The sequence below is a fragment of the Staphylococcus sp. FSL K6-0223 genome, assembly GCF_038008285.1.
The window spans coordinates 1,071,691-1,095,249 of the sequence record NZ_JBBOYX010000001.1 but is presented as its reverse complement, the minus strand read 5'-3'; the positions used below and the strand labels follow the sequence as shown (position 1 = coordinate 1,095,249).

At 30.6% G+C, this 23,559-nt stretch carries 20 protein-coding genes, 1 riboswitch and 1 other annotated feature; all 20 genes read right to left on the bottom strand.

Features of this window, described 5'->3' with window-relative positions:
* Nucleotides 1–19 precede the first annotated feature (19 nt).
* The gene (gene hemA / locus MHI13_RS05420) at nt 20–1,357 is read right to left on the bottom strand and encodes a glutamyl-tRNA reductase (protein ID WP_002488006.1); all 1,338 of its coding nucleotides are present in this window, start codon (nt 1,355–1,357) and stop codon (nt 20–22) included.
* 136 nt (nt 1,358–1,493) lie between these two features.
* On the bottom strand, nt 1,494–2,084 hold the full coding sequence (gene yihA, locus MHI13_RS05415; RefSeq protein WP_002448982.1) for a ribosome biogenesis GTP-binding protein YihA/YsxC: 591 nt from the start codon (nt 2,082–2,084) through the stop codon (nt 1,494–1,496).
* Between the two features lie 151 nt (nt 2,085–2,235).
* On the bottom strand, nt 2,236–3,498 hold the full coding sequence (clpX, locus tag MHI13_RS05410; protein ID WP_002448985.1) for an ATP-dependent Clp protease ATP-binding subunit ClpX: 1,263 nt from the start codon (nt 3,496–3,498) through the stop codon (nt 2,236–2,238).
* Between the two features lie 156 nt (nt 3,499–3,654).
* Nucleotides 3,655–4,971, bottom strand: coding sequence for a trigger factor (gene tig, locus MHI13_RS05405; protein WP_048761550.1), 1,317 nt, complete (start codon nt 4,969–4,971; stop codon nt 3,655–3,657).
* A 154-nt stretch (nt 4,972–5,125) separates the two neighbouring features.
* On the bottom strand, nt 5,126–6,043 hold the full coding sequence (locus MHI13_RS05400; protein ID WP_017176143.1) for a hypothetical protein: 918 nt from the start codon (nt 6,041–6,043) through the stop codon (nt 5,126–5,128).
* Nucleotides 6,044–6,055: 12 nt separating this feature from the next.
* Complete coding sequence (locus tag MHI13_RS05395; RefSeq protein WP_017176142.1) at nt 6,056–6,667, bottom strand: NUDIX domain-containing protein; 612 nt, start codon at nt 6,665–6,667, stop codon at nt 6,056–6,058.
* A gap of 181 nt (nt 6,668–6,848) precedes the next feature.
* Nucleotides 6,849–7,205: a 50S ribosomal protein L20 gene (gene rplT, locus MHI13_RS05390; protein ID WP_002448983.1), complete on the bottom strand. Its 357-nt coding sequence runs from the start codon at nt 7,203–7,205 to the stop codon at nt 6,849–6,851.
* A 53-nt stretch (nt 7,206–7,258) separates the two neighbouring features.
* Entirely contained in the window at nt 7,259–7,459 is a 201-nt protein-coding gene (gene rpmI, locus MHI13_RS05385) for a 50S ribosomal protein L35 (protein WP_002448990.1), read from the bottom strand.
* Nucleotides 7,460–7,486: 27 nt separating this feature from the next.
* Entirely contained in the window at nt 7,487–8,014 is a 528-nt protein-coding gene (gene infC, locus MHI13_RS05380) for a translation initiation factor IF-3 (protein ID WP_029376817.1), read from the bottom strand.
* A 23-nt stretch (nt 8,015–8,037) separates the two neighbouring features.
* Nucleotides 8,038–8,165 (bottom strand) — a sequence feature (ribosomal protein L20 leader region).
* 62 nt (nt 8,166–8,227) lie between these two features.
* A complete protein-coding gene (locus tag MHI13_RS05375; protein ID WP_002448996.1) occupies nt 8,228–9,721 on the bottom strand; it encodes an amino acid permease in 1,494 nt (497 codons plus the stop codon).
* Between the two features lie 152 nt (nt 9,722–9,873).
* Nucleotides 9,874–10,049: riboswitch (Lysine riboswitch) on the bottom strand.
* A 48-nt stretch (nt 10,050–10,097) separates the two neighbouring features.
* Complete coding sequence (thrS, locus tag MHI13_RS05370) at nt 10,098–12,035, bottom strand: threonine--tRNA ligase (RefSeq protein WP_037541057.1); 1,938 nt, start codon at nt 12,033–12,035, stop codon at nt 10,098–10,100.
* 310 nt (nt 12,036–12,345) lie between these two features.
* Nucleotides 12,346–13,266: a primosomal protein DnaI gene (dnaI, locus tag MHI13_RS05365; protein WP_054105792.1), complete on the bottom strand. Its 921-nt coding sequence runs from the start codon at nt 13,264–13,266 to the stop codon at nt 12,346–12,348.
* Complete coding sequence (locus MHI13_RS05360) at nt 13,267–14,637, bottom strand: replication initiation and membrane attachment family protein (protein WP_017176138.1); 1,371 nt, start codon at nt 14,635–14,637, stop codon at nt 13,267–13,269.
* Entirely contained in the window at nt 14,638–15,108 is a 471-nt protein-coding gene (nrdR, locus tag MHI13_RS05355) for a transcriptional regulator NrdR (RefSeq protein WP_017176137.1), read from the bottom strand.
* A gap of 287 nt (nt 15,109–15,395) precedes the next feature.
* Nucleotides 15,396–16,421 (bottom strand): type I glyceraldehyde-3-phosphate dehydrogenase, encoded by a 1,026-nt coding sequence (gene gap, locus MHI13_RS05350; RefSeq protein WP_054105793.1) that lies wholly within the window; start codon nt 16,419–16,421, stop codon nt 15,396–15,398.
* A 193-nt stretch (nt 16,422–16,614) separates the two neighbouring features.
* Complete coding sequence (coaE, locus tag MHI13_RS05345) at nt 16,615–17,217, bottom strand: dephospho-CoA kinase (protein ID WP_017176135.1); 603 nt, start codon at nt 17,215–17,217, stop codon at nt 16,615–16,617.
* Between the two features lie 21 nt (nt 17,218–17,238).
* Nucleotides 17,239–18,111 (bottom strand): bifunctional DNA-formamidopyrimidine glycosylase/DNA-(apurinic or apyrimidinic site) lyase, encoded by an 873-nt coding sequence (gene mutM, locus MHI13_RS05340; protein WP_017176134.1) that lies wholly within the window; start codon nt 18,109–18,111, stop codon nt 17,239–17,241.
* A 15-nt stretch (nt 18,112–18,126) separates the two neighbouring features.
* Nucleotides 18,127–20,763, bottom strand: coding sequence for a DNA polymerase I (gene polA, locus MHI13_RS05335; RefSeq protein ID WP_049419697.1), 2,637 nt, complete (start codon nt 20,761–20,763; stop codon nt 18,127–18,129).
* A gap of 180 nt (nt 20,764–20,943) precedes the next feature.
* Nucleotides 20,944–22,641 carry a two-component system histidine kinase PnpS gene (pnpS, locus tag MHI13_RS05330; RefSeq protein WP_048681004.1) on the bottom strand — a complete coding sequence of 566 codons (1,698 nt, stop codon included), beginning with the start codon at nt 22,639–22,641 and terminating at the stop codon, nt 20,944–20,946.
* Nucleotides 22,641–23,351: a response regulator transcription factor gene (locus MHI13_RS05325; protein ID WP_017176131.1), complete on the bottom strand. Its 711-nt coding sequence runs from the start codon at nt 23,349–23,351 to the stop codon at nt 22,641–22,643. The genes pnpS and MHI13_RS05325 overlap by 1 nt, the downstream gene beginning before the upstream one ends.
* Between the last annotated feature and the right edge of the window lie 208 nt (nt 23,352–23,559).

Sequence of the window (23,559 nt, the reverse complement as noted above, 5' to 3'; positions counted from 1 at the left end):
TATCACCATTTTAATATGCTTATTCAAAACTAAAGATATGTCGTACTGAAAGTTCCTTTTCTTTTTTACGTTCTTTCACTGCTTTATAAGGATCTTCGGCTTCAATATCAAATATATTTTGAAATAGCTCTAATTTTTCATTACTTTTTTTATCGTTACTCAATTCCTTAGCCTGTTTAATTGGATCTTTCAACATTTGATTAATAATACTTTTAGTATGTTTAGAAATGACTGTTCGTTCTCGTTCAGATAGATTCGGTAATTTTCTATCGATACTATCCATTGTTTCAGCTTGAATAGTCATTGCTTTTTCACGTAAAGCTCTTATTACAGGAACTACACCCAACATATTTACCCAATCATTATGTGCTTTAATTTCAGCAGGAATTTCATTAGAAATAGCTTCAGCCGCCATTTGTCGTTCTTTTAAATTAGCATCAACTAAACCTTTTAAATCATCTACATCATAATTAAATACGTCATCACTTAAATTATGACATGGTTCAATATCTCGTGGTACTGCAATGTCTAATAATAATAATTTAGATTTTCTATATGATAGTGCCTGATTAATCATACTTTTAGTAATAATATAATCTGGTGAACTAGTAGAACTAATAACAATATCAGTTGAAGTTAATAAACTAGGTAAAGATTCTAGCTTATCATAACTAACTTGATGTTTTTCAGCTAAAATTCTAGCTTTACTTTCTGTTCGATTTACAATTGTAATATGATTAATGCCTGAGCCGAGTAAATTTAATAACGACAATTCACTCATTTCGCCTGCACCAATAATAACAGCATGTTTATTTTTTAATTTACCTAATACTTTTTTTGATAATTCCACAGCAGCATATGAAACACTTACAGCATTATCTGCGATATCTGTTTCATTATGTGCTTTTTTAGCAAAAGTAATTGCTTGTTTAAATAGATGATTAAAGATAGTTCCAGTTGTTTTTAAATCTTGCGCTAAGAAAAATGCATCACGCATTTGGCCTAAAATTTGTGTTTCTCCTAACACAATTGAATCTAAACCTGAAGTTACACGCAATAGATGTTCTACTGCTTCGTCCCCCACTTTAACTTCAGACATTGCTTTAATATCATCTACTTCAAATCCAAATGAACGAGCTAAAAATCGTTGAATATAATATCGTCCTGTATGAATTTGATCCACTACAGCATATACTTCTGTACGATTACATGTCGATAATATTACATTTTCTAAAATTGCTTTAGTTTCGAATAAATCTTCATTGGCTAATCGTAAGGCATCATCTCTAAAAGCAACTTGCTCTCTTAAAGCTACATCAGCAGTACGATGATTTATGCTAATAGCAATAAAATGCATTTATAACGCCCTCCATATACTAACAATATCGTTAGTATAACACATTTTAGAATGAATTTAAGTTTGATGCTCAAATAAATTAGAAACATTCTAATGTGAAGTCAAAATTTCGTCACTTAATTACAAGATATTTCTTTTAATTTATATAATTAGCAATAATATCCCAAATGTATTGCTGTTTAGAATTTTGAATAGAAGAGTAACTTATAATTGTATCGTTTGGATCTAAATCTAATTTTTGTTTTATATTTTTTATATGTTTTTGAACTTTACCTTTCGCAATTTTATCTTCCTTAGTACAAATGACTAGTGTTGGCAGATCGAAATGTTTTAAATAATTATACATTAATACATCATCTTCGGTAGGATTATGTCGTAAATCTACAAGTTGAATGACTAAACCTAGATTTTCTCGTTTAGTTAAATACTCTTCTATCATTTTCCCAAATTTTTCACGCTGTGATTTACTTACTTTTGCATATCCATATCCAGGAACATCAACAAAAATAAGTTGTTCATCAATATTATAGAAGTTTAGAGTTTGCGTTTTTCCAGGCTGTTGTGAAGTACGAGCCATATTTTTTCTACCAATCATACTATTAATAAAAGAGGACTTACCCACATTAGAACGTCCACTTAAAGCGATTTCAGTTAAATTGGTTTCAGGATATTGTTCTTCTTTCACTGCACTAATCATTAATTCTATATTATTTGGGTTAATATTCATATTCAAACACCTCTTCATTATTATAGCTGCTTTATTATAATATAAATGTTTAAAAATCTAAAATTTTAAAAAAATGATATGTATAAAAATAAGGAAGCAGTTTCGAACTCAAATGAATTCTATCACCACTTCCTTATTATATGGTTGATAATTAAGCTGAAGTTTTAGTACCGTTCAATAAATTACCTTCTGAATCATACATTTCAGGCTCGATTTCCTCATTAATTGTTTGAGCAGTTACTACAACTTTAGCAACATCACTTGTTGAAGGTACATCATACATAATATCAATTAAAGATTCTTCTATAATTGATCGTAATCCACGTGCTCCAGTTTTTCGTTCAATTGCTTTTTCACTGACTGCTGCCAAAGCTTCTTCAGTAAATTCTAATTCAACGTTATCAAGAGCTAACATTTTTGTATATTGCTTAACTAACGCGTTTTTAGGTTGCGTTAAAATATTTTTAAGCGCTTCAACATCTAATGTTTCTAAATTAGCAACTATTGGTACACGTCCAATAAATTCTGGAATTAAACCATATGCTTGTAAATCTTCAGGACGAATTTGTGCTAATAAAGCTTCTTCATCATACTTATCTGCTTCATTGCTAGCAAAACCGATAACTTTTTCACCTAAACGGCGTTTAATGACTTCATCAATACCATCAAACGCACCACCTAATATAAATAGAATATTAGTTGTGTCAATTTGAATCAATTCTTGGTTAGGATGTTTACGACCACCTTGAGGTGGTACACTTGCTGTTGTACCTTCTAAGATTTTAAGTAATGCTTGTTGTACACCTTCACCAGAAACATCACGCGTAATTGATGTATTTTCAGATTTTCTAGCAATTTTATCAATTTCATCTACATAAATAATTCCTTTTTCTGCTTTATCAATGTCAAAATCAGCAGCTTGAATCAAACGTAATAAAATATTTTCAACATCATCACCAACATAACCTGCTTCAGTTAAACTTGTTGCATCTGCAATAGCAAATGGTACATTCAATGTTTTAGCAAGTGTTTGTGCAAGTAAAGTTTTACCGCTACCCGTTGGTCCAATTAAGGCGATATTACTTTTTTGTAACTCAACATCATCTTCATTTGGACCCAATTGTTGAATACGTTTGTAATGATTGTAAACTGCCACTGCTAAAGATTTTTTAGCTTTTTCTTGGCCAATAACATATTCATTTAAATGGTCCATAATTTCTTTAGGCGTCGGTAATTCAGTAAATTCTTCTGAAGTAGCTTGAGCTAATTCTTCTTCAACAATTTCAGAACATAGTTCGATACATTCATTACAAATGTATACACCACTACCTGCTACTAATTTTTTAACTTGATCTTGGTCCTTACCACAGAAAGAACATTTTAAATTTTCTTCATCTTCATTAAATTTAAACATTCATTTACACCTCTATCCTTAAACGACTATACTAGATAGCATTCTACAATGCAAATTGATAGTTAACAACTAAAATGCTTAAAACATATAGTAGCAGATACATATAATGATGCACCTGCTACTTATTTTTAAACTTTATATCAATTTAAAAGTTTATTATTTGTCTTCTTTTTTATCTTCTTTAGCTGAATCAACATATTTAGCATTGTCTCTTAATAAGTCAATTACTTTTTGAATACGTACATCATTTTTAATGATATCAGTATTACCAAGAGTTTGTTTAATATCTTCTACTGAGATATTAAATTGACTGCTCATTTTTTCTAATTCTTTATCAATATCTTCATCTGTGACTTTGATATTTTCTTCATCTGCAATTGCTGATAATGTTAAGTTTGTTTTAACACGTTGCTCTGCATCATCTTTCATTTGTTCTCTTAATTGAGATTCATCTTGACCAGAAATTTGGAAGTAAGTTTGTAAGTCTAAACCTTGTTGTTGGATTCTTTGACCAAATTCTTGAACCATACGATCTAATTCAGTGTCAATCATAGCTTGTGGAATATCAATTGTTGTATTTTCAGTTGCTTTATTAATTGCTTCTTCTTTTTCCACATTTTCAGCATCTTGTGCTTTTTGTTCTGATAAACGTTTGCGTAAGTTTTCTTTATACTCATCTACTGAATTAGCATCTGAATCTAATTCATTTGCAATTTCATCAGTTAATTCGGGTACTTCTTTGTATTTAATTTCATTTACTTTAGTTTTGAATGTAGCTTCTTTACCAGCTAATTCTTCAGCGTGATATTCTTCTGGGAATGTTACAACAACGTCTTTTTCTTCTCCAGTTTTAACGCCTACTAATTGATCTTCAAATCCTGGAATAAATGAACCTGAACCGATTTCTAAATCATAACCATCAGCTTGGCCACCTTCAAATTGTTCGCCATCTACATAACCATCAAAGTCAATATTTACAGTGTCTCCTTCTTCAACTGCACCATCTTCTTTAACAACCATATCAGCTAAATGACCTAAACTATGATCAATTTCATCTTGTAAATCTTGATCAGTTAATTCAGAATCTTGTTTTTCAATTTCAAGACCTTTATAATCTCCTAATTTAACTTCAGGTTCAACAGTCACTGTTGCTTCAAATTCGAAATCTTTACCTTTTTCAATTTGAGTTACATTAATTTCAGGTTGAGCGACTGGATTGATTTTAGTTTCTTCAATGGCTTCACCATAAGCTTCAGGTAAAAGAATATCTACTGCATCTTGATATAATGCTTCAACGCCAAAACGTTGTTCGAAAATTGGACGAGGCACTTTACCTTTACGGAAACCAGGCACGTTAATTTGTTTAACCACTTTTTTAAATGCTTGATCTAATGCTTTATTTACTTTTTCTGCTGGAACAGTAACTTTTAATAAACCTTCGTTACCTTCTTTTTTTTCCCAAGTTGCTGTCATGTATAAATACCTCCATGCTTACATTTTTAATTTTTTCAACTTCCCTATTATATCATAGGTCCAATATGGACACAAACAATGTTTTATAGGGGATTTTAAATAGTAATTCAACTTTACAGAATCATTTAAGTAAACTAAAATGATTTGCTCACATTTAATTATCTAACTGATAAATTAATGTTAATAATTCTTGATTTGCTTCACTTACTTCTATACCAATCATTGACTTAAAATAAACATCATAAGCTATTATCCAATCTTCTTCATTAAAAAGTGAAAATATATCAAGTGGATATAGTTTTATTGAATGATTATTCATCACATACTGAGCTTCATTTTGTATATTCAAAGCTCCATTTTCTAATCTATCGAGAACTTTGGGAATAACAGTAGTTTTCATATCTGTGTGTTCTAAACCTTTTAATGTTGTAGGGAGGATGTTGACTTCATAACCATACTTCTCAATTTTTATTTCACTATCATAATTTGAAAAACGTAAATACTCAAGCATGAGACTTTTTAAATTATAAGATTCTACTTGATTAGATAATAAAAAAGCAACCGTCTTTCTGAATTCATAATGTCCGTTATCAATGAGTTTAATCATTAATTTAGTTTGACGATTTAAATCTAAACTAGTAAATTCTGATAATAATTGACTAGAAAGTTTCTTGTCTTCATCTAATTTAGATTGGGCATATTCTTTTAATGGAAAGAGTGCCATTCTAGTTTTATGTTCTTTCACTTCGTTAATGATTTGATTAATGACTTCAATTGCTTCATAATTCTGATTTAAACCTATTAATGCTTTAATATAGAAAATAATTAGTTCGTCGTAATGAGGTATACCTTTTTTTAAGAAAATAATTGCTTCTTCTCTTAATTCTAAATATAACCCTAATTCATTTAACATGTCACATTTAATCAAAGATAATTGATTATCTAACTCGAATGAGGCTTCATATATATCAAACAATTGATACATTTCTTTATATTTATTTTGTTGTTGTGCATTTAAAATATTATGATATAATTTTTGCTTTGATTGAGGAAAAGGGATAATATCAGACATATTGAGCCCCCTTTATTTTAAATCTTTTAAAATTAACGCACTCCATGATTCAAAATGATTTAAATCATTTATTTCATCTTGTGATACCCAATTAATTTTTAAAGTGTCAGTTTCTCTAACTTCTACATCACTAGATTTCACCTTAATTTTGAAAACAACACCTATATGAACTTTACCTACTGCATTAGTATCATCATTAATAAAACCAATATATTCCATATTTTGAGATCTATCTTCAGATAATCCTACTTCTTCATTAAGTTCTCTTTGTGCATTCACTCTTAAAACTTCATTAATTGAATCGGCACCAACAACATTATTCATATGTCCACCAACACCCACTGAAGACTGTCCGTGTAAGCGTTCTTCTCCGCCACCACTTAAACGTTGATATACTAAGATTTCATCATTTTCATTTTCTAAAAGACAATATGAAATAAGTTGTTTATAAGATGGATCTTCTTCCATATCTCCACGTCTTTTTACTTCATAGTTTTTAAACGTATTAAATATTTCTTCACCTTGAACATCGTTTTTCGATAAGAATCCATTAAATGCATTTTTTTCATTATCAAATAATAATTCTCTTGATACGACGATGATTTGTTCATCAAATTTAGACATAGTTAACTCCTTGAAATTAATATTCTTTTTTAATAGTTTAACAAACCAATGATTTAAATCACAATGATATTTAACTGGTTCGTTTACTTATCATAATTCTATTAAAGAATATTTGATGAATAAAAGTAAATAAAAAAGCCAATAAGGTTTTATAGTTACCTTATTGGCTTTTAAATATTAATTATTTTAAAGCATCTTTAGCTTTTGATACTAATTCACCGAAAGCTTTATCGTCTGAAATAGCAATTTCAGAAAGCATTTTACGGTTAATGTTAATGTCAGCCTTTTTCAAGCCGTTCATTAAACGAGAATAGCTGATGTCATGTTGACGTGCAGCTGCATTAATACGTGTAATCCATAATTTACGGAAATCACGTTTACGTTGACGACGGTCACGGAATGCGTATTGACCTGATTTCATCACTTGTTGTTTTGCTACTTTATATAATGTATGTTTTGAACCGAAGTAACCTTTAGCTAATTTAATCGTTTTTTTACGACGTGCTCTTGTTACTGTTCCACCTTTAACTCGTGGCATGTTAAATTCCTCCTTAAATATATCGCTTTATCATCGTTCGAAAGTAATATTAATTATTTTTTGTAAGCTAATAATTGTTTTACGCGTTTCATATCGCTTTTAGATACTAGTTTAGCTTTACGTAATTTACGTTTTTGTTTAGTATTTTTATTTGCAAATAAGTGAGATGTGAAAGCTCTAGAACGTTTTAATTGACCTGAACCAGTTCTTTTAACACGTTTAGCTGCTCCACGGTGAGTTTTCATTTTTGGCATGATTCATTTCCTCCTAATAAAAGTAAATTATTTTTCGTTTATAGGCGCTAACATAATAAACATTTGGCGCCCTTCCATTTTAGGTTTTTGTTCAACAGTGGCAATATCTTTACATTCGTCTGCAAATTTTTCTAAAACACGTTGACCAATTTCTTTGTGTGTAATTGCACGACCTCTGAAACGAATAGAAACTTTACATTTGTCACCTTTAGTTAAGAATTTACGTCCATTTTTCAACTTAGTTTGGAAATCGTGTTCCTCAATAGTTGGACTTAAACGAATTTCTTTAACATTGATAACTTTTTGTTTTTTCTTCATTTCTTTTTCTTTTTTCTGTTGTTCGAATTTATATTTACCATAATCCATAATTCTTGCAACAGGTGGTTTAGCATTTGGTGCAACAACTACTAAATCTAATTCAACTCTTTCAGCCATCTCAAGAGCTTCTCTTTTAGATTTAACACCAATTTGGTCACCATTTTGGCCAATTAAACGTAATTCTTTTGCGCGAATTTTTTCGTTAACTTGCGTTTGATCTTTTGCTATGGTTGACACCTCCCAAAATTTTACGAAATTTTCCCAAGCAAAAAGAGCGGACAATATTTGCCCGCTCTTCACTCATACACAATAATTGTGTGACATGATTAACCTGCCAACAGCTTTTTGCGTCGCTACAGGTGAGAAACGGGTGTTTCTACTTGGTTCGTTTCGTAATCAACGATACTAATCATATCAAGTTTTATTAAGCATGTCAATTGTTTTTTAAAATTAGTGATGTTTTACTTCATTCATTGAGACATCTTGGCTTAAATCAACTTCTTCAAGAGGTATTTTTTTAGTTTTATATCTTAATTTATGATAAATAAAGAATACTAAAAATACTGGAATACCCATATACGTAATAATAAATCGATTAAGATCAAAGTGCCCTGTTTTAATGAAATCTACATCTTGTCCAACAATCACAATCACACACAATATACCTGCAAATATTGGACCGAATGGGAACCATTTCGCTTTATATTTCAATTCTGATTTACGATGATGCTGAACATTAAATGCTCGTCTAAAGCGATAATGACTTACTGCAATACCTACCCAAGCAATAAACCCTGTCATACCACTGGCAGCTACAATATATTCATAAGCATTTCCGCTTAATTTTTGTACTAAGAAAATAACGACTACAAGTACACCAGTAGCAATCAATGATAAATATGGCACGCCATGTTTATTCGTTTTACCAAATGAAGCGAAAGCTAATTTATCTTTACTCATTGAATATAACATACGTGTTGATGCATACATCCCTGAATTACCAGCTGATAATACTGAGGTTAAAATAACTGCATTCATAAATGAAGCAGCGAATGCTAACCCTGCATTTTTAAAGACAAGCGTAAATGGAGATGTTGCAACATCGTTATCTCCACCCATTAATGCATTACTATTGTAAGGAATTAACATACCAATAACAAAGATGGCTAAAATGTAAAATAATAATATTCTCCAGAAAACTTGTTTAATTGCTTTTGGAACAGCACGTTCTGGATTCTCAGATTCTCCAGCAGTAATGCCTATTAATTCAGTACCTTGGAAGGAGAAACCAGCAACTAAGAATACACCTAGAATTGAAAGTAAACTACCGCCAAGATTTCCACCTAGGATTGGCCCATCACCTTTAGTAAATGTCTCAAATCCTACAAAATGTCCACCCATAATTCCTAATATAGTTAAAATACCAATAATTATAAAAATAATTACTGTAATCACTTTTATAAGTGCAAACCAATATTCACTTTCACCATATACTCTGACAGATAAAGAGTTTAATGCGAAAATAATAACTATAAAGATACAACTCCATACCCATGCTGGTATCCCTGCCATAGGTGTCCAATACTGAATGACTTGCGCTGCAATAGTTACATCTGCCGCTACAGTAATTACCCAGTTAAACCAATAGTTCCAGCCTAATGCGAATCCTAATGATGGATCTACAAATCGTGTTGCATAGGTACTAAATGAACCCGAAACAGGTAAATACGTAGCCATTTCTCCTAAAGAAGTCATTAAAAAGAATACCATAGCTCCAATAATTGCATATGCAATAAGCGCACCTAATGCACCGGCATCGTGAATAGCACCACCTGAGGTCATAAATAGGCCTGTACCAATACAGCCTCCCATTGCAATCATGGAGATGTGACGATCTTTTAACCCTCTCTTCATACCACTATCTTGATTTTCAACTTTACTCATATAAGCTCCCTTTCTTAATGTAGAGGTTAGCTAAGTATTTATTTGTTATGTGAAGATAATTAACATATTTAATTTTTATAAATGATATGTAAATCAAATTACAAATTAAAAAATAGGTACATACCGTTAAGATATGCACCCATTACTTAATCTATATCGGTAGCACATCACAAACTGTGACAGTACAGTTTCTATTCGATAACTGTCCCAACAAATCATAAGTATGGTTATCATTTGTTTCGGCATCTTTACCTTTCATACTTTCAACATACGTTCCATATCAACTTCTGAAGTATTACTTTTTAAAGATGCAACCTCTAACTCATTTTTATTTAACTACTTTGTAATATACATTAAGAATATTATTTTATCAAGACTATCTACGTTTTTTTAGACGAATTTCATCTACTAAGTTCCAGATAAATTCATCTCTTTCTATTGTTTCTTGATCTTGTGAGCCATACTTACGAACATTTACTTCGTTGTTTTCAACTTCTTTATCTCCTACTACAATTTGATAAGGAATTTTTTGCATTTGTGCCTCTCGAATTTTATAGCCCATTTTTTCGTTACGATCATCAATTTCTACACGAACACCTTGAGATTTTAATTCATCTTGTAAATTTCTCGCATAGTCATAATGTAAATCTACATTTACTGGAATAATCTCAACTTGTTTTGGAGCTAACCATGTTGGGAAAGCACCTTTAGTTTCTTCAGTTAAGAAAGCTACAAAACGTTCCATAGTTGAAACTACGCCACGATGAATAACAACAGGACGGTGATTTTCACCATCACTACCAATATAAGAAAGGTCAAATCGTTCAGGTAGTAAGAAATCAAGTTGTGCAGTTGAAAGGGTTTCTTCTTTACCCATTGCAGTTTTAACTTGAACATCTAATTTAGGGCCATAGAATGCTGCTTCTCCAATGGCTTCAACATATGGTAAGCCCATTTCATCTACTGCTTCTTTAAGCATAGACTCAGCTTTATTCCACATGTCATCATCGTCCATATATTTTTCTTTATCTTCAGGATCTCTGTAACTTAATCTGAAAGTGTAATCTTCAAAACCAAAGTCTTCATAGACATCTTGTATCATATGAACAACGCGTTTGAATTCATCTTTAATTTGGTCAGGACGCACAAAGATATGAGAATCATTTAAAGTCATACCTCTTACACGTTGTAAGCCTGATACTGCACCACTTGCTTCATATCTATGCATAGTACCTAATTCAGCAATACGAATTGGTAATTCACGATAAGAATGTGGTTTATTATTATAAACCATCATATGATGTGGACAGTTCATTGGACGTAATACCATTTCTTCAGTTTCATCTAATTTCATTGGTGGGAACATATCATCTCTATAGTGATCCCAATGACCTGAAGTTTTATAAAGTTCAACATTAGCTAAAACTGGAGTATATACATGATCATATCCCATGCTTACTTCCTTATCTACAATATAACGTTCAATTTCACGGCGAATTGTTGCACCATTTGGTAACCATAGTGGAAGACCAGCACCAACAAGTTGATTATTTGTAAATAATTCTAAATCTTTACCAATACGACGATGATCACGTTCACGACGTTCCTCTAACATTTCTAAATGTGCTTTTAAATCTTTTTTATCAAAGAAAGCAGTACCATATATACGTTGTAACATTTTATTGTCACTATCTCCACGCCAATATGCACCTGCAGTAGAAAGCAGTTTAAATTCTTTAATTTTTGAAGTTGATGGTACATGAACACCACGGCATAAATCTGTGAATTCACCTTGACTGTATAATGTTACATTCTCATCTTCAGGAATTGCATCAATTAATTCTAATTTATATGGATCATCTTTAAAGAAATCTTTTGCTTCTTCACGAGAAACCACTTTACGTTCAATTTTATAATTTTCGTTAACAATTTGTTTCATTGTTTTTTCGATCTTTTCAAAGTCATCTGATGATACTTTTTCATCCATATCAAAGTCGTAGTAAAAACCACCTTCAATCACTGGGCCAACGCCGAATTTAACATCTCCATAAATTCGTTTTAATGCTTGAGCCATTAAATGAGCAGTTGAATGACGTAATACCTCTAGAGCTTCATCACTACCAGGTGTAACAATTTCAATTGCCCCATCTTCTTCAAGTGGACGAGTTAAATCAACGAGTTGATTATTAAATTTTCCTGCTACTGCTTTTTTTCGAAGTCCAGGACTAATTGATTGTGCAATGTCTTCTGTAGTAGTTCCTTTGTCAAATGATTTTGAATTGCCATCTGGAAACTTAATATTAATTTGTTCCATATCGAAACCCTCCATAAATTTTATTCTATGATCGCTGAAGAAAATAAAAAAACTCCTCCCTATAAAAGGGACGAGTTCGTCGCGGTACCACCCTAGTTATCTAGATGTATTCTAGATATCTCTTCATAAGATAACGGTCTTGAGCCGGATACTGATTACCAGCATCTAAATATGAAGGAGTAATAATTTAATATATCAACCAAATTCTCATCAATTGTTGGCTTGCTGTATGATAGAGATTAAATTACCATATCTTCATTTATTTCAACGATTTAGATTTATCTTTATTATACATCACACATTGTAAATTTCAATTATTTCGTAAATTTTTCCCATCTAAATAAAATTCATTTGCTAAACTTTTGATACGTTCGATAATTCGAGCAGCTTTCGTTATTTCTGCCCCTTTGTTTGAAATAGATAAATGATGTTCTAATTCTTCCAAATTTAGATTTGAACTAAAGAATGTTGGTAATTCATGAACCATACGATAATGTAATAAGGGACCTATTACCTCATCCCTTACCCAAGTTGTGACATCCTCAGCTCCGATATCATCTAACATTAATATATTTGCTTCTCGTATACGCTCTAACTTTTCATTATAACTTCCATCTTTAAAACCACCTTTGAGTATACGAATGTATTCAGGTAAATATACTATTGTAGATGGCACATGTTTTGACTTAAGCTGATTTGCGATCGCTCCTAAAATAAAAGATTTACCTGTTCCAAATGGGCCATGTATATAAAGACCCTTAACGCGTTCACCGTTAACTAACTTTTTACAAATATCGTTAACTTCCATCGCTATTTCAAGTCGACTTCTATCGTTGGTATAGATATCTTTAACTTTTGCATTCAACGTATCACGTTGTATGTGATGGGCAGTAATGAGTTGTGAACTTAAACGTTCTTCATCGTATTTAATTTTGCAAGGACATAATCGATAACGAACTTTAATACGCTCATTTTCTATATATAATTCTGGAATATGACCTTTAACAAAGTTTGGACAATGTGCATAATCGTGACCATCGTAGTGTTTTTGTTGATCTTTATATTCTTGAAGTACATTTAAATCTTTATCAATCATTTCATTAGTAAGTTCTGACTGGTGTTGATTTAAAAATTGCTTAACATCAGAATCATTAATGACTTGATTTTTTATTTTAGCAATTCTTTTGTTTAAATTATCTTGATTTTTTATAAGTTTACTAAATGGTTTCATCTAATCCTCCCAATCTTGTTCTAATTGAGCACGAAACGCTTCTCTATCTTTTTCAAATTGCGCATCATTATTGTTTGGTTTTTCATCTTGTTGATTTTTATTTTTTAACCACTTTGGTGTTTTTTCTATCGATGCAACGTCACGTTGTTTATACTGACGTTTTGTTTTTTTAGTTATACTATCATTGATTTGTTGATTTGTTTTCAGCGCATAATCGTATGCTTGTTGTGCAGTTTTAATACCTAACTTTTTCCAATTTGAAGCGATTTCAAATATATAGGATTTAGGAAGTTTCATTTCATTCTTAAGCATTACAAATTGTAATAAAATATTAATTACACCAAATGACAATTTTTCACGCTCTATTAACTCTTCTACCATTCTTTTTTGTTGTAAAGTTGGTTCTGATTCTGACCAAGACGCTAACATATCGATAGGACTTGTGTCTTCTAATAACTTAAACCAACTATCACTTTCCTTTATATCATCAGTAGTCTCATTTGGACTCTGTGATTGTTCTAAATGATTAGAAGGATTAGCTTTAGTTTGTAACTTAGGAAGCTGTTGTTGATGCTCAATTAAGTAATGAGACCTTGCTTGTTTTCTCATCTCTTCAAATGATAACGTTTGATTTTGTGTGATAGAGTTAAGAATGATTCGTTTCATAGAAGTAGGCGTTAACCCATATAAAGTAGCCAATTGTAAAATTAATTGTTTTGCCTCTTTAGTGATAATTTCTCCACTTATAAAATGATGTTGTAACATATCTCTCAACATATCAAAGTCAAATGATTCATTATCTAAATCTATAGTAGCTGAATGATTTTCCTTTTGAATTGTTGAAGCATCAATAGATATATTTTTATGTGGAACCTTGAATACATCAGTAAATTTGCGCGTTACTTGTTGAAATGCGTTTAAATCTGGTTCATTTTTTTCAAAATACGCTTTTAAATCTTTATATCTTCGATTATCAACTTCATTGTATAGGTATATAGATAACATTGGATCATTAAAAAATTGGTATGCAGTTGGAGGTTGAATCAATTCATATATAAACATAGACTGATTACTATCATGTTTTACAAATGTTTTAATTAACCCAATGCCTTCAAGTAAATCCATATATTCACGGAATTCTAATAAATTTATTTTAAGCTCATTCATAATAGTGTAATGTGTGAGAATAGTATCTTCAACTTCATCGATAAATTGGTTCATGAAATGATATACACCAATAGCTTTAAAGCCAATTAACGGTATGTACAATCGATTTAATATCTCTAATTGTTGATGATTAAAGAAAAAATGTCGATATACTTTAAATCCATCGTGTGGACTTAAACCATACTCATAAGATTTAAAACTCATTTATGAATCACTCCGTTTGTTATCATCCAAAATACCTTGCATCGATGCTAGTAATTGATCCACATCTTTAAACTCTTTATATACTGACGCAAATCGTACATAAGAGACTTGATCTACATGCATGAGCAAATTCATTACATGTTCACCTATATCTCTAGATGAAATTTCTGTATGACCTTTATCGCGTAATTGCCACTCTACTTTATTAGTAATGTCTTCCAATTGTTGATATCTAACTGGTCTTTTTTCACAAGATCTTACAAGGCCATTTAATATTTTTTCTCTTAAAAATTGTTCACGTGTTCCATCTTTTTTGACCACAATAAGTGGACTCACTTCAATATGTTCAAATGTTGTAAATCTTGTCCCACAATTCTCACATTCACGTCTTCTACGTATTGCGTTAGCTTCATCAGCATGTCTTGAATCTACCACACGTGAATGTGTGGCACTACATTTTGGGCATTTCATATCTGTCACCCTCTTGAATAGATTATGCTCCATTATACTATAAAAACGATTTATGACAAAAGAACTCATATGTATTAATAATAAATTGATACAACTTAGCTGTCTAAACCTATATAGAATATAAAAAGAAAGTGAAATAGAATTCAATATAAATTCTTTTTTCACTTTCCTATATATGACTCATTAAAAAATTATTTAATGTTTTTATAATGTTTTAATCTATAAAATCAAGGACATTAGATTAGGCTATCAACTCTAAAATTAACAATCTTTTATTTATTAAAAGCTTAAACTGCAGTCACAGTAGACTTTTCTACTAGTTGTTCACCAATCATTTCAGCTACTTCTACTACTCTATTAGAATAACCCCATTCATTATCATACCAAGCAATCACTTTCACCTTATGTTCATCCATTACAATTGTATTCTCAGCATCGATAATAGCTGAATGTGGATTTGTATTAAAATCGACAGACACTAAAGGTGCATGTTCTACTTCTAAAACACCATCTAAATCTGAATGACGAAATGCATTATTAATTTCGTCAACAGTTACCGGTTTTTCTAAATCTACAACCAAATCAACTAAAGAAACATTTTTTGTAGGCACACGTAAAGCTAACCCATGAAGTTTACCTTCTAATTCTGGTAAAACTTCTTTCAATGCTTTTGCTGCTCCAGTAGAAGTTGGAATAATACTTTCATTACATGAACGTGCTCTACGTAAATCTTTATGAGGATTATCAATATTTTTTTGATCATTAGTAATTGCATGAACAGTAGTCATTAATCCATTGACAATACCAAATTGATCATTTAAAACTTTAGCAACTGGTCCTATACAATTTGTCGTACATGAAGCATTACTGAAAATGTCATACTTTTCAACATCTAATTTGTCATCATTTACCCCTTTAACAATCATTTGAACTTCTCCACCTTTAGATGGACCAGTTAGTAATACTTTTTTAGCTCCAGCACGAATATGTCCAACTGCTTTATCACCATGATTAAATTTTCCAGTTGCTTCAATTACGATATCTATATTTAAATCTTTCCATGGTAAATTTTCAGGATTTCTATCTGACACTAACTTAATGTCATGGTTGTCAACACGTATACCATCATCAATTGGTTCTACTTTTTTATCATAACGTCCATGCGTTGTATCATAGTTAATTAGATGTGCAATTGTTTCAGGTGGATAGCTTGCATTAATCGCAACCACATTAAAATTTTCATTATGTAATGCAATTCTTAAAACCATTCTTCCTATTCTACCCATTCCATTAATTGCAATATTTGTTGACATTTAAAGCACCCCTTGTTTTATATGTTATACTTTATAAAATTAGTATAACATAATAGATTTCGATTGAAAGCGTTTACCGAAAATAATGTAATATTTTTTACTTTTACATTTTAAGTTTATATAACTAATATATTTTATTGTATAAATAAAAAGAGTTTAAGACTTAAAATAAAGCCCTAAACTCTTTTTTATATTATTCATGAATGTATCCTTTTTCAATCAATAGTTGTTTAAGAATGGTTTCTAATTCAGATTTACTTCCTAAGTTATCTATAACATGATCAGCCATTCTGCTTTTTTTATCAATTGATATTTGACTATGAACTCTCGCTTTTGCTTGATCCAAGTCTAAATTGTTACGTTTCATTAAACGTTCAATTTGTACACTTTCTGATGTGTAGACGAGCCAAACTTCATCCACAGTATCTTGTAAATCATTCTCAAACAGAAGCGGAATATCCATAATCACATCATATCCCTGTTGTACATAGTGTTGCTTTTCTTGTTCCATAATCGTTCTTACAATAGGATGAATAATTTCATTAAGTTCTAATCGTTTTTCTGGATGATTAAATACTAATTCTCCAATGTATTCTCGATTCATTTCTCCGTCACTTGTGATTGCTTCATCGCCAAACGTTTCTTTTATTCGTTCCAAAGCAGTTGATCCTTTCTCTACTGCTTTTCTTGAAGCTATATCTGCATCGACAATTTTAAATCCATATTCTGATAATAATTTAGAAACTGTTGACTTTCCGGTAGCTATTCCACCTGTTAATCCAATTACTTTAGGCATTTATATCACCGCTCACTTTATTTATTTCTGACAATATGGGCAAAAATGACTGTTTCTAGATGCTATAACCTTTTGTTCAATATCATGGCCACATACTTTACATGTCTTTTGTTTGTATACATTTAAATGTAATTGCATTTGTCCAGTTTTTCCGTCTGCATGACGATAATCTGAAATACTGGTTCCACCATTATCAATACCCTCTTTTAAAACTTCTTGTACATAATAAAAGAGCATTTGTCTTTCTTGATGAGACGTATCTTTTACTTTTCTAGCAGGATGGATACCTGCTCTAAATAACGCTTCACAAGCATAGATATTTCCACATCCTGCTACGATTTTATGATCCAATAACATCTGTTTAATAGGTTTATTGGCTACTTTTTTTTGAGATAAATAGTGATTAAAATGTTGTAACGCTTCTTCGTCAAAAGGCTCAGGCGCTATTTCTAAAAATGAAGGATAATCTTCAAATGAATTTAAATTTCTAATCTCACCAAATCGACGTATATCTGAAAACACTAATTTTTTTCCATTATTTAAATGAAAAATCACGTGCCAATGTTTACGATAGTTGGGAATTGCTATCTCAGATAGGTGATTGACAATGAAAAATCCACCAGCCATACCTAAATGACTAAGTAACACACGTTTACGATTATGCTTTTCAATATGAAAAACAATATATTTACTTCTTCGTTCGACTTTAATTATCTTATAGCCTTCGCAATTCAAACGAAAACCATCTAAATTCATTCCTTTGATAATCGTTTCTTTATTCTGACTTTTACCTTCAATTACTTTTTTAGAAAATGAAATACTTTTAATTGTAGTATTTACAATAAAAGGTTCTATTCCCCTTTTAACATGTTCAACTTCTGGTAATTCTGGCATTATTCATTCCTCTTTCTATTTCGCATCATACCAAGTAGGACCATAATTAGAGTCTACTTTTAATGGAACATCTAGGTCTAATGCATGCTCCATGATATCTTCAACAAATAAACTAAATTCTTCAACTTCAGACTTAGGCACTTCAAATATTAATTCATCGTGTACTTGTAAAAGTAATTTAGCTTTGTAAGACGTATGTTGAACTTGCTTATCAAATTCCACCATAGCAAGTTTAATAATATCTGCTGCACTTCCTTGAATTGGAGTGTTCATTGCTGTTCGCTCCGCAAAACCTCTTAAATTAAAATTACGACTAGTAATGTCAGGAATATAACGTCTACGATGCAATAATGTTTCAACGTAGCCATTTGCTTTAGCATCCTTTACAATGTCACTCATATATTGCTTAACTCCAGGGAAACTTGCTAAATAATCATCAATAAATATTTTTGCCTCTTTACGAGTTATATTTAAGCTTTGACTTAAGCCATAATCACTAATACCATAAACGATTCCAAAATTTACAGCTTTGGCTTGTCTACGCATTAAATCAGTGACTTCCTCCGCTTCAACACCGAATACTTTTCGTGCTGTAGCAGTATGAATATCCTGTCCATGAATAAATGCTTCTTTTAAACTGTCATCTTGTGTAATATGTGCTAAGACACGTAATTCAATTTGAGAATAATCAGCAGATAAAATAACACTGTCTTCAGATGAAGGTTTAAATGCTTTACGTATTTTACGCCCTTCTTCAAGTCGAATCGGTATATTTTGTAAATTAGGATCAACTGAAGATAATCGTCCAGTTTGTGCTAATGTTTGATTAAAACGAGTGTGTATACGCTTATCATTACTAATGACTTTTTGTAAACCTTCCACATAAGTAGATTGTAATTTAGCTAATTGACGATATTCTAAAATATCATTAATGATAGGATGTTCATTCTGTAACTGTTCTAGGACATCGACCGCTGTAGAATAACCTGTTTTTGTTTTTTTAATGACAGGTAGTTTTAATGTTTCAAATAAAACAACACCGAGTTGTTTAGGCGAATTAATGTTAAATTCTTCACCTGCTGCATCATGAATACGCTGAACTAACAATTCTAACTTCTCTTGTAATTCTTGTTGCATGCGTTGTAAATCATTTATATCTGTATAAATACCAATTTCTTCCATTTTACTTAAAATACGTGCTAGCGGAAGTTCTAAATCTTTTAGTAAATTCATTTGTTGATGTGATTCTAGTTCTTTTTCCATTAACGGTTTAACAGCATCAATAGATTTAGTAATAGATGCAATATGCGTATTTAAAATTTCAGCATTAGGAACTTGTCGCTTTTTACCTTTCCCATAAATAGAGACATCTTCTTTAACATACGTTTGATGATAATTTGTTACAACCGAATAGACATCATCAATCGTTCGTGATGGATCAATAATGTAGCTTGCTAACATCGCATCAAAAACGATATTTTGAATGGTAATATTTAATCTGTGTGCTATAACAAATGTTTTCTTTGCGTCATAAACTACCTTTTTAGAATTTTCATTTTCCAACCATTTAATAAGTTCTGGATAATCTTTAATATTATCTGCATCAACTACGATATAACGTTCTTTATCATAAAATCCAAACTTTAAAATATCATCTTTTAAATAATTAGAACCATCTATTTCGAAATGAATCACTGCTTCATCAAGATGATTAAAATCAACATATTCAAATGTAGGCAAAATATCAAAAGAAACTTGTTTTTGTTCTTGCTCAAATTCAGATGCTTCATTATCTATATCTGCTAATAATTGTTTAAATTCTAATTTCTTGAAAAGTTCAATTTTTTCATGATTATCCTTGATATCACTTAATTTCGTATCACTTAAAGTGACTTCTATTGGACTATGTCGATTAATTGTAGCAAGCTCTTTACTCATTAATGCATCTTCATGACTAAGTTCGAGCTTTTCTTTTAATTTTTTACCAGATACTTTATCAATATTCTCATAGACACCTTCTACAGAATCAAATTGATTTAAAAGTTTAATTGCTGTTTTTTCTCCTACTCCAGCTACACCGGGTATATTGTCTGAACTATCTCCCATTAAACCTTTCATATCAATAATTTGTATTGGTTTTAAACCATTATATTTTTCTGCTATAAATTCTGGAGTATAGTGATCAACGTCTGTGACCCCTTTTTTAGTATAATAAATAGTCACATTTTGAGTTGCTAACTGTGTTAAGTCTCTATCTCCAGTTACAATAATAGTTTCAAAATCATTTTGATCTGCTTCTTTACTTAATGTACCAATAATGTCATCTGCTTCGTAGTTTTCTAATTCATAATGTTTAATATGATAAGCATCTAACAATTGTCGAATATAGGGGAATTGTTCGCTTAATTCGGGTGGTGTTTTTTGACGTCCACCTTTGTATTCACTATATTTAGAATGTCTAAAAGTAGTCTTACCTGCGTCAAAGGCTACTAAGAAATGTGTAGGTTGTTCTTCTCTGATAATTTTTTCGAGTAATTTGGCAAACCCAAGAATCGCATTTGTATGAATACCTGCTTTATTAGATAAAAGTGGCAATGCGTAAAAAGCTCTAAAACTTAAACTATTGCCATCTATCAATACTAATTTATTCAAATTTTAAACCTCCAGAATGAGTTTAATTATATTTTAGCATAAACCTTTGGTCATAACGACTGAACGATATTTTACGAATGTCAAAAAATAAAATCCTACAAGTTTAGGTCCCTTTAAAATCCTAAAAACATAAAAAAGTATTTTAAAGTGTGGATGACCTAAACTTGTAGGACAAAATAGTTATTCGATTTTATCTATAAATGAGACTCTAAATAGCGATCCTTTATTCAGTTCACTTTCGACCATAATGGTACCGTGAAGTGCTTCTACAATATGTTTTGTAATCGATAATCCTAAACCTGTTCCACCAGAGTCACGACTTCTTGCTTTATCTACTCTATAAAATCTCTCAAAAATATGCTTTTGATCTTTTTTGTCTATCCCAATGCCATAATCTTGGATTTCTAGATTAACTTTTATATCTTCTCTGTAAACTCTAACAATAACTTTATTATTTTCATATGAATAGTTAATGGCATTTGAAAGTAAATTCGTGATAACTTGAGACAATTTTCCTTCATGCGCTTCAATAATAACATCATTTTCTATTTCAGATTTAATAGCGATATTTTTATACTTAGCTTGAGTTTGTAGATTATGGATTGTATTATGTGCTAAATCTGAAAGATTAACATAAGTAGTCTCAATCTCAGTTTGTTGTTCAATATGAGATAAATCCAATAAATCCATGACAAGTGATTCTATACGATTTGATTCTTTTAAAATAATATTTAAAAACATATCAAGAGATTGTTCATCATTCTTTGCACCTTCAATTAAGGTTTCTGCAAATCCTTTAATTGAAGTGATTGGAGTTTTAAGTTCATGTGAAACATTTGCAACAAACTCACGTCTCAAATTCTCTAATTTTTTTAGATTAGTGATATCATGTAATACTACAACCATACCTTGAAGTTTCTTTTTTGATTTACTTAAAATGGGAATACAAGAAACATCAAAATATTTTTGATGAACATCATTAATGTATAACTCAATTTGTTCATGCAACGGTTTTTCAGTTTTAAAGCTTTCAATAATAAGATGTTGAATTTCTTTATCTAAATGTACAGTATAATCTTTATTTTCGACTTTACTATCTGGTTTGAACACCTCGTAATAAGCATGGTTTGCAATAACAATTTCACCTTGTTTATCTATCATTAATACCGAACTAGGAATATTTTCTAATGTTGTTTTAAGGCGATTAGATTGCATTTTTTGTTTATTATTTAATTTTTGCAATCGTCTTGCTAAATCATTGGTAGTAACAAATAATGCTTTTGTTTCTTTCACATTACTTTCAGGTACTCTAACATGATAATATCCATCTGCAATTAAAGATGTCGCATAAGTAACTTCGTTGATTGGTCGTATATAGGTGCGATTAATGCTTCTTACAGCTAAATAAATAGCAAATAACACAATGATTCCAATTAATGATAAGTACTTCCACATATTTTTTTGTAAATCTAAAATTTCAGTATTAATACCACTTATGTATATTGTTTGATTACTTACAGTATTTTTAAATGTGTAATCCACCTTATCCTTATTTTTATGATATATAATATTCGAAGGATTAGCTGCATTATCAATAGTATGATTAATTTGATGTTGATTGCCAGTTTGATATAACACATGTCCATTTTCAGAAATTTTAACAACCAAATTTTGATTTTGTGCTATACGCTGAATGTCTGCTTGTTTATTTCGCTTATTTAAATTTACGATATTTTCTGATAAATGATTTAATTCTCTAGTTTGAGTATCTGATAATATCTGATAAATCGTATGATGAAGAATTGCACCTAAGCCTATAAAACTAATAATTGTGATTGTACATAGTAGAAGTAATAATCTATGATGAAATTTAATCATTAAGCTTTAGGTCTTTCTAATTTATAACCCAATCCACGAACTGTTTTTATCAACTTAGGTTGTTTAGGATTTTCTTCTAATTTATCTCTTAAATGACTAATATGAACATCTACAATTCTTGAATCTCCTGCAAACTCGTAATTCCACACTGAATTTAACATATGTTCTCTAGTAATTACGCGTCCTTGACGTTCAATAAGATAAAGTAATAACTCAAATTCTTTAGGAGTAAGTTCAAGCAAGGTATCATCTCTATAGACTTCAAAGAATTCAGGACGAATTCTAATATTATCAATTACAATATCTTCATCCTCCACGTCATCTTTTACGACTTCATTAGCAATTTGAGAGCGTCTTAAAATAGCTTTTACTCTTGCTACAACTTCTCTTGGAGAGAAAGGTTTAGTCATGTAATCATCAGCACCTAATTCTAAGCCTAAAACACGATCAAACTCATCATCTTTAGCCGTTAACATTAAAATAGGTACAAGATTTTTATCAGATCGAATCGTTTTACATACTTCTATTCCATCTTTTTTAGGTAACATGACATCTAATACAATCAGTTCAGGTTTAACCTCTTTAACTTTTTTGAGTGCTTCTTCACCATCATACGCTACATCTACAATATAACCTGCTGTTTCTAAGTTATATTTTAGTAACGTTACTATTGATTGCTCGTCATCAACCACTAATACTTTTTGTGACATGATTTGCCTCCCTAAATAGAATTAACAATTTCAATTTTATTATAACTGAAATTTAAATAAAAATAACATACAACATATTGAATTTACATAAACTTAACATTTACTTATTATTTTCAATTTGTTAAGAATATTTTTCGTTAATCTTGTTTTGATATTTATTAATAATGAACAAAAACAGTCTAAGACATCAAAATCCATCTTAGACTGT

What these genes read in the sequence shown, in the direction of transcription:
- hemA (WP_002488006.1), bottom strand. Translation starts at nt 1,357, where the DNA reads ATGCATTTTATTGCTATTAGCATAAATCATCGTACTGCTGATGTAGCT.
- yihA (WP_002448982.1), bottom strand. Translation starts at nt 2,084, where the DNA reads ATGAATATTAACCCAAATAATATAGAATTAATGATTAGTGCAGTGAAA.
- clpX (WP_002448985.1), bottom strand. Translation starts at nt 3,498, where the DNA reads ATGTTTAAATTTAATGAAGATGAAGAAAATTTAAAATGTTCTTTCTGT.
- tig (WP_048761550.1), bottom strand. Translation starts at nt 4,971, where the DNA reads ATGACAGCAACTTGGGAAAAAAAAGAAGGTAACGAAGGTTTATTAAAA.
- MHI13_RS05400 (WP_017176143.1), bottom strand. Translation starts at nt 6,043, where the DNA reads ATGTCTGATATTATCCCTTTTCCTCAATCAAAGCAAAAATTATATCAT.
- MHI13_RS05395 (WP_017176142.1), bottom strand. Translation starts at nt 6,667, where the DNA reads ATGTCTAAATTTGATGAACAAATCATCGTCGTATCAAGAGAATTATTA.
- rplT (WP_002448983.1), bottom strand. Translation starts at nt 7,205, where the DNA reads ATGCCACGAGTTAAAGGTGGAACAGTAACAAGAGCACGTCGTAAAAAA.
- rpmI (WP_002448990.1), bottom strand. Translation starts at nt 7,459, where the DNA reads ATGCCAAAAATGAAAACTCACCGTGGAGCAGCTAAACGTGTTAAAAGA.
- MHI13_RS05375 (WP_002448996.1), bottom strand. Translation starts at nt 9,721, where the DNA reads ATGAGTAAAGTTGAAAATCAAGATAGTGGTATGAAGAGAGGGTTAAAA.
- thrS (WP_037541057.1), bottom strand. Translation starts at nt 12,035, where the DNA reads ATGGAACAAATTAATATTAAGTTTCCAGATGGCAATTCAAAATCATTT.
- dnaI (WP_054105792.1), bottom strand. Translation starts at nt 13,266, where the DNA reads ATGAAACCATTTAGTAAACTTATAAAAAATCAAGATAATTTAAACAAA.
- MHI13_RS05360 (WP_017176138.1), bottom strand. Translation starts at nt 14,637, where the DNA reads ATGAGTTTTAAATCTTATGAGTATGGTTTAAGTCCACACGATGGATTT.
- nrdR (WP_017176137.1), bottom strand. Translation starts at nt 15,108, where the DNA reads ATGAAATGCCCAAAATGTAGTGCCACACATTCACGTGTGGTAGATTCA.
- gap (WP_054105793.1), bottom strand. Translation starts at nt 16,421, where the DNA reads ATGTCAACAAATATTGCAATTAATGGAATGGGTAGAATAGGAAGAATG.
- coaE (WP_017176135.1), bottom strand. Translation starts at nt 17,217, where the DNA reads ATGCCTAAAGTAATTGGATTAACAGGTGGAATAGCTACCGGAAAGTCA.
- mutM (WP_017176134.1), bottom strand. Translation starts at nt 18,111, where the DNA reads ATGCCAGAATTACCAGAAGTTGAACATGTTAAAAGGGGAATAGAACCT.
- pnpS (WP_048681004.1), bottom strand. Translation starts at nt 22,641, where the DNA reads ATGATTAAATTTCATCATAGATTATTACTTCTACTATGTACAATCACA.
- MHI13_RS05325 (WP_017176131.1), bottom strand. Translation starts at nt 23,351, where the DNA reads ATGTCACAAAAAGTATTAGTGGTTGATGACGAGCAATCAATAGTAACG.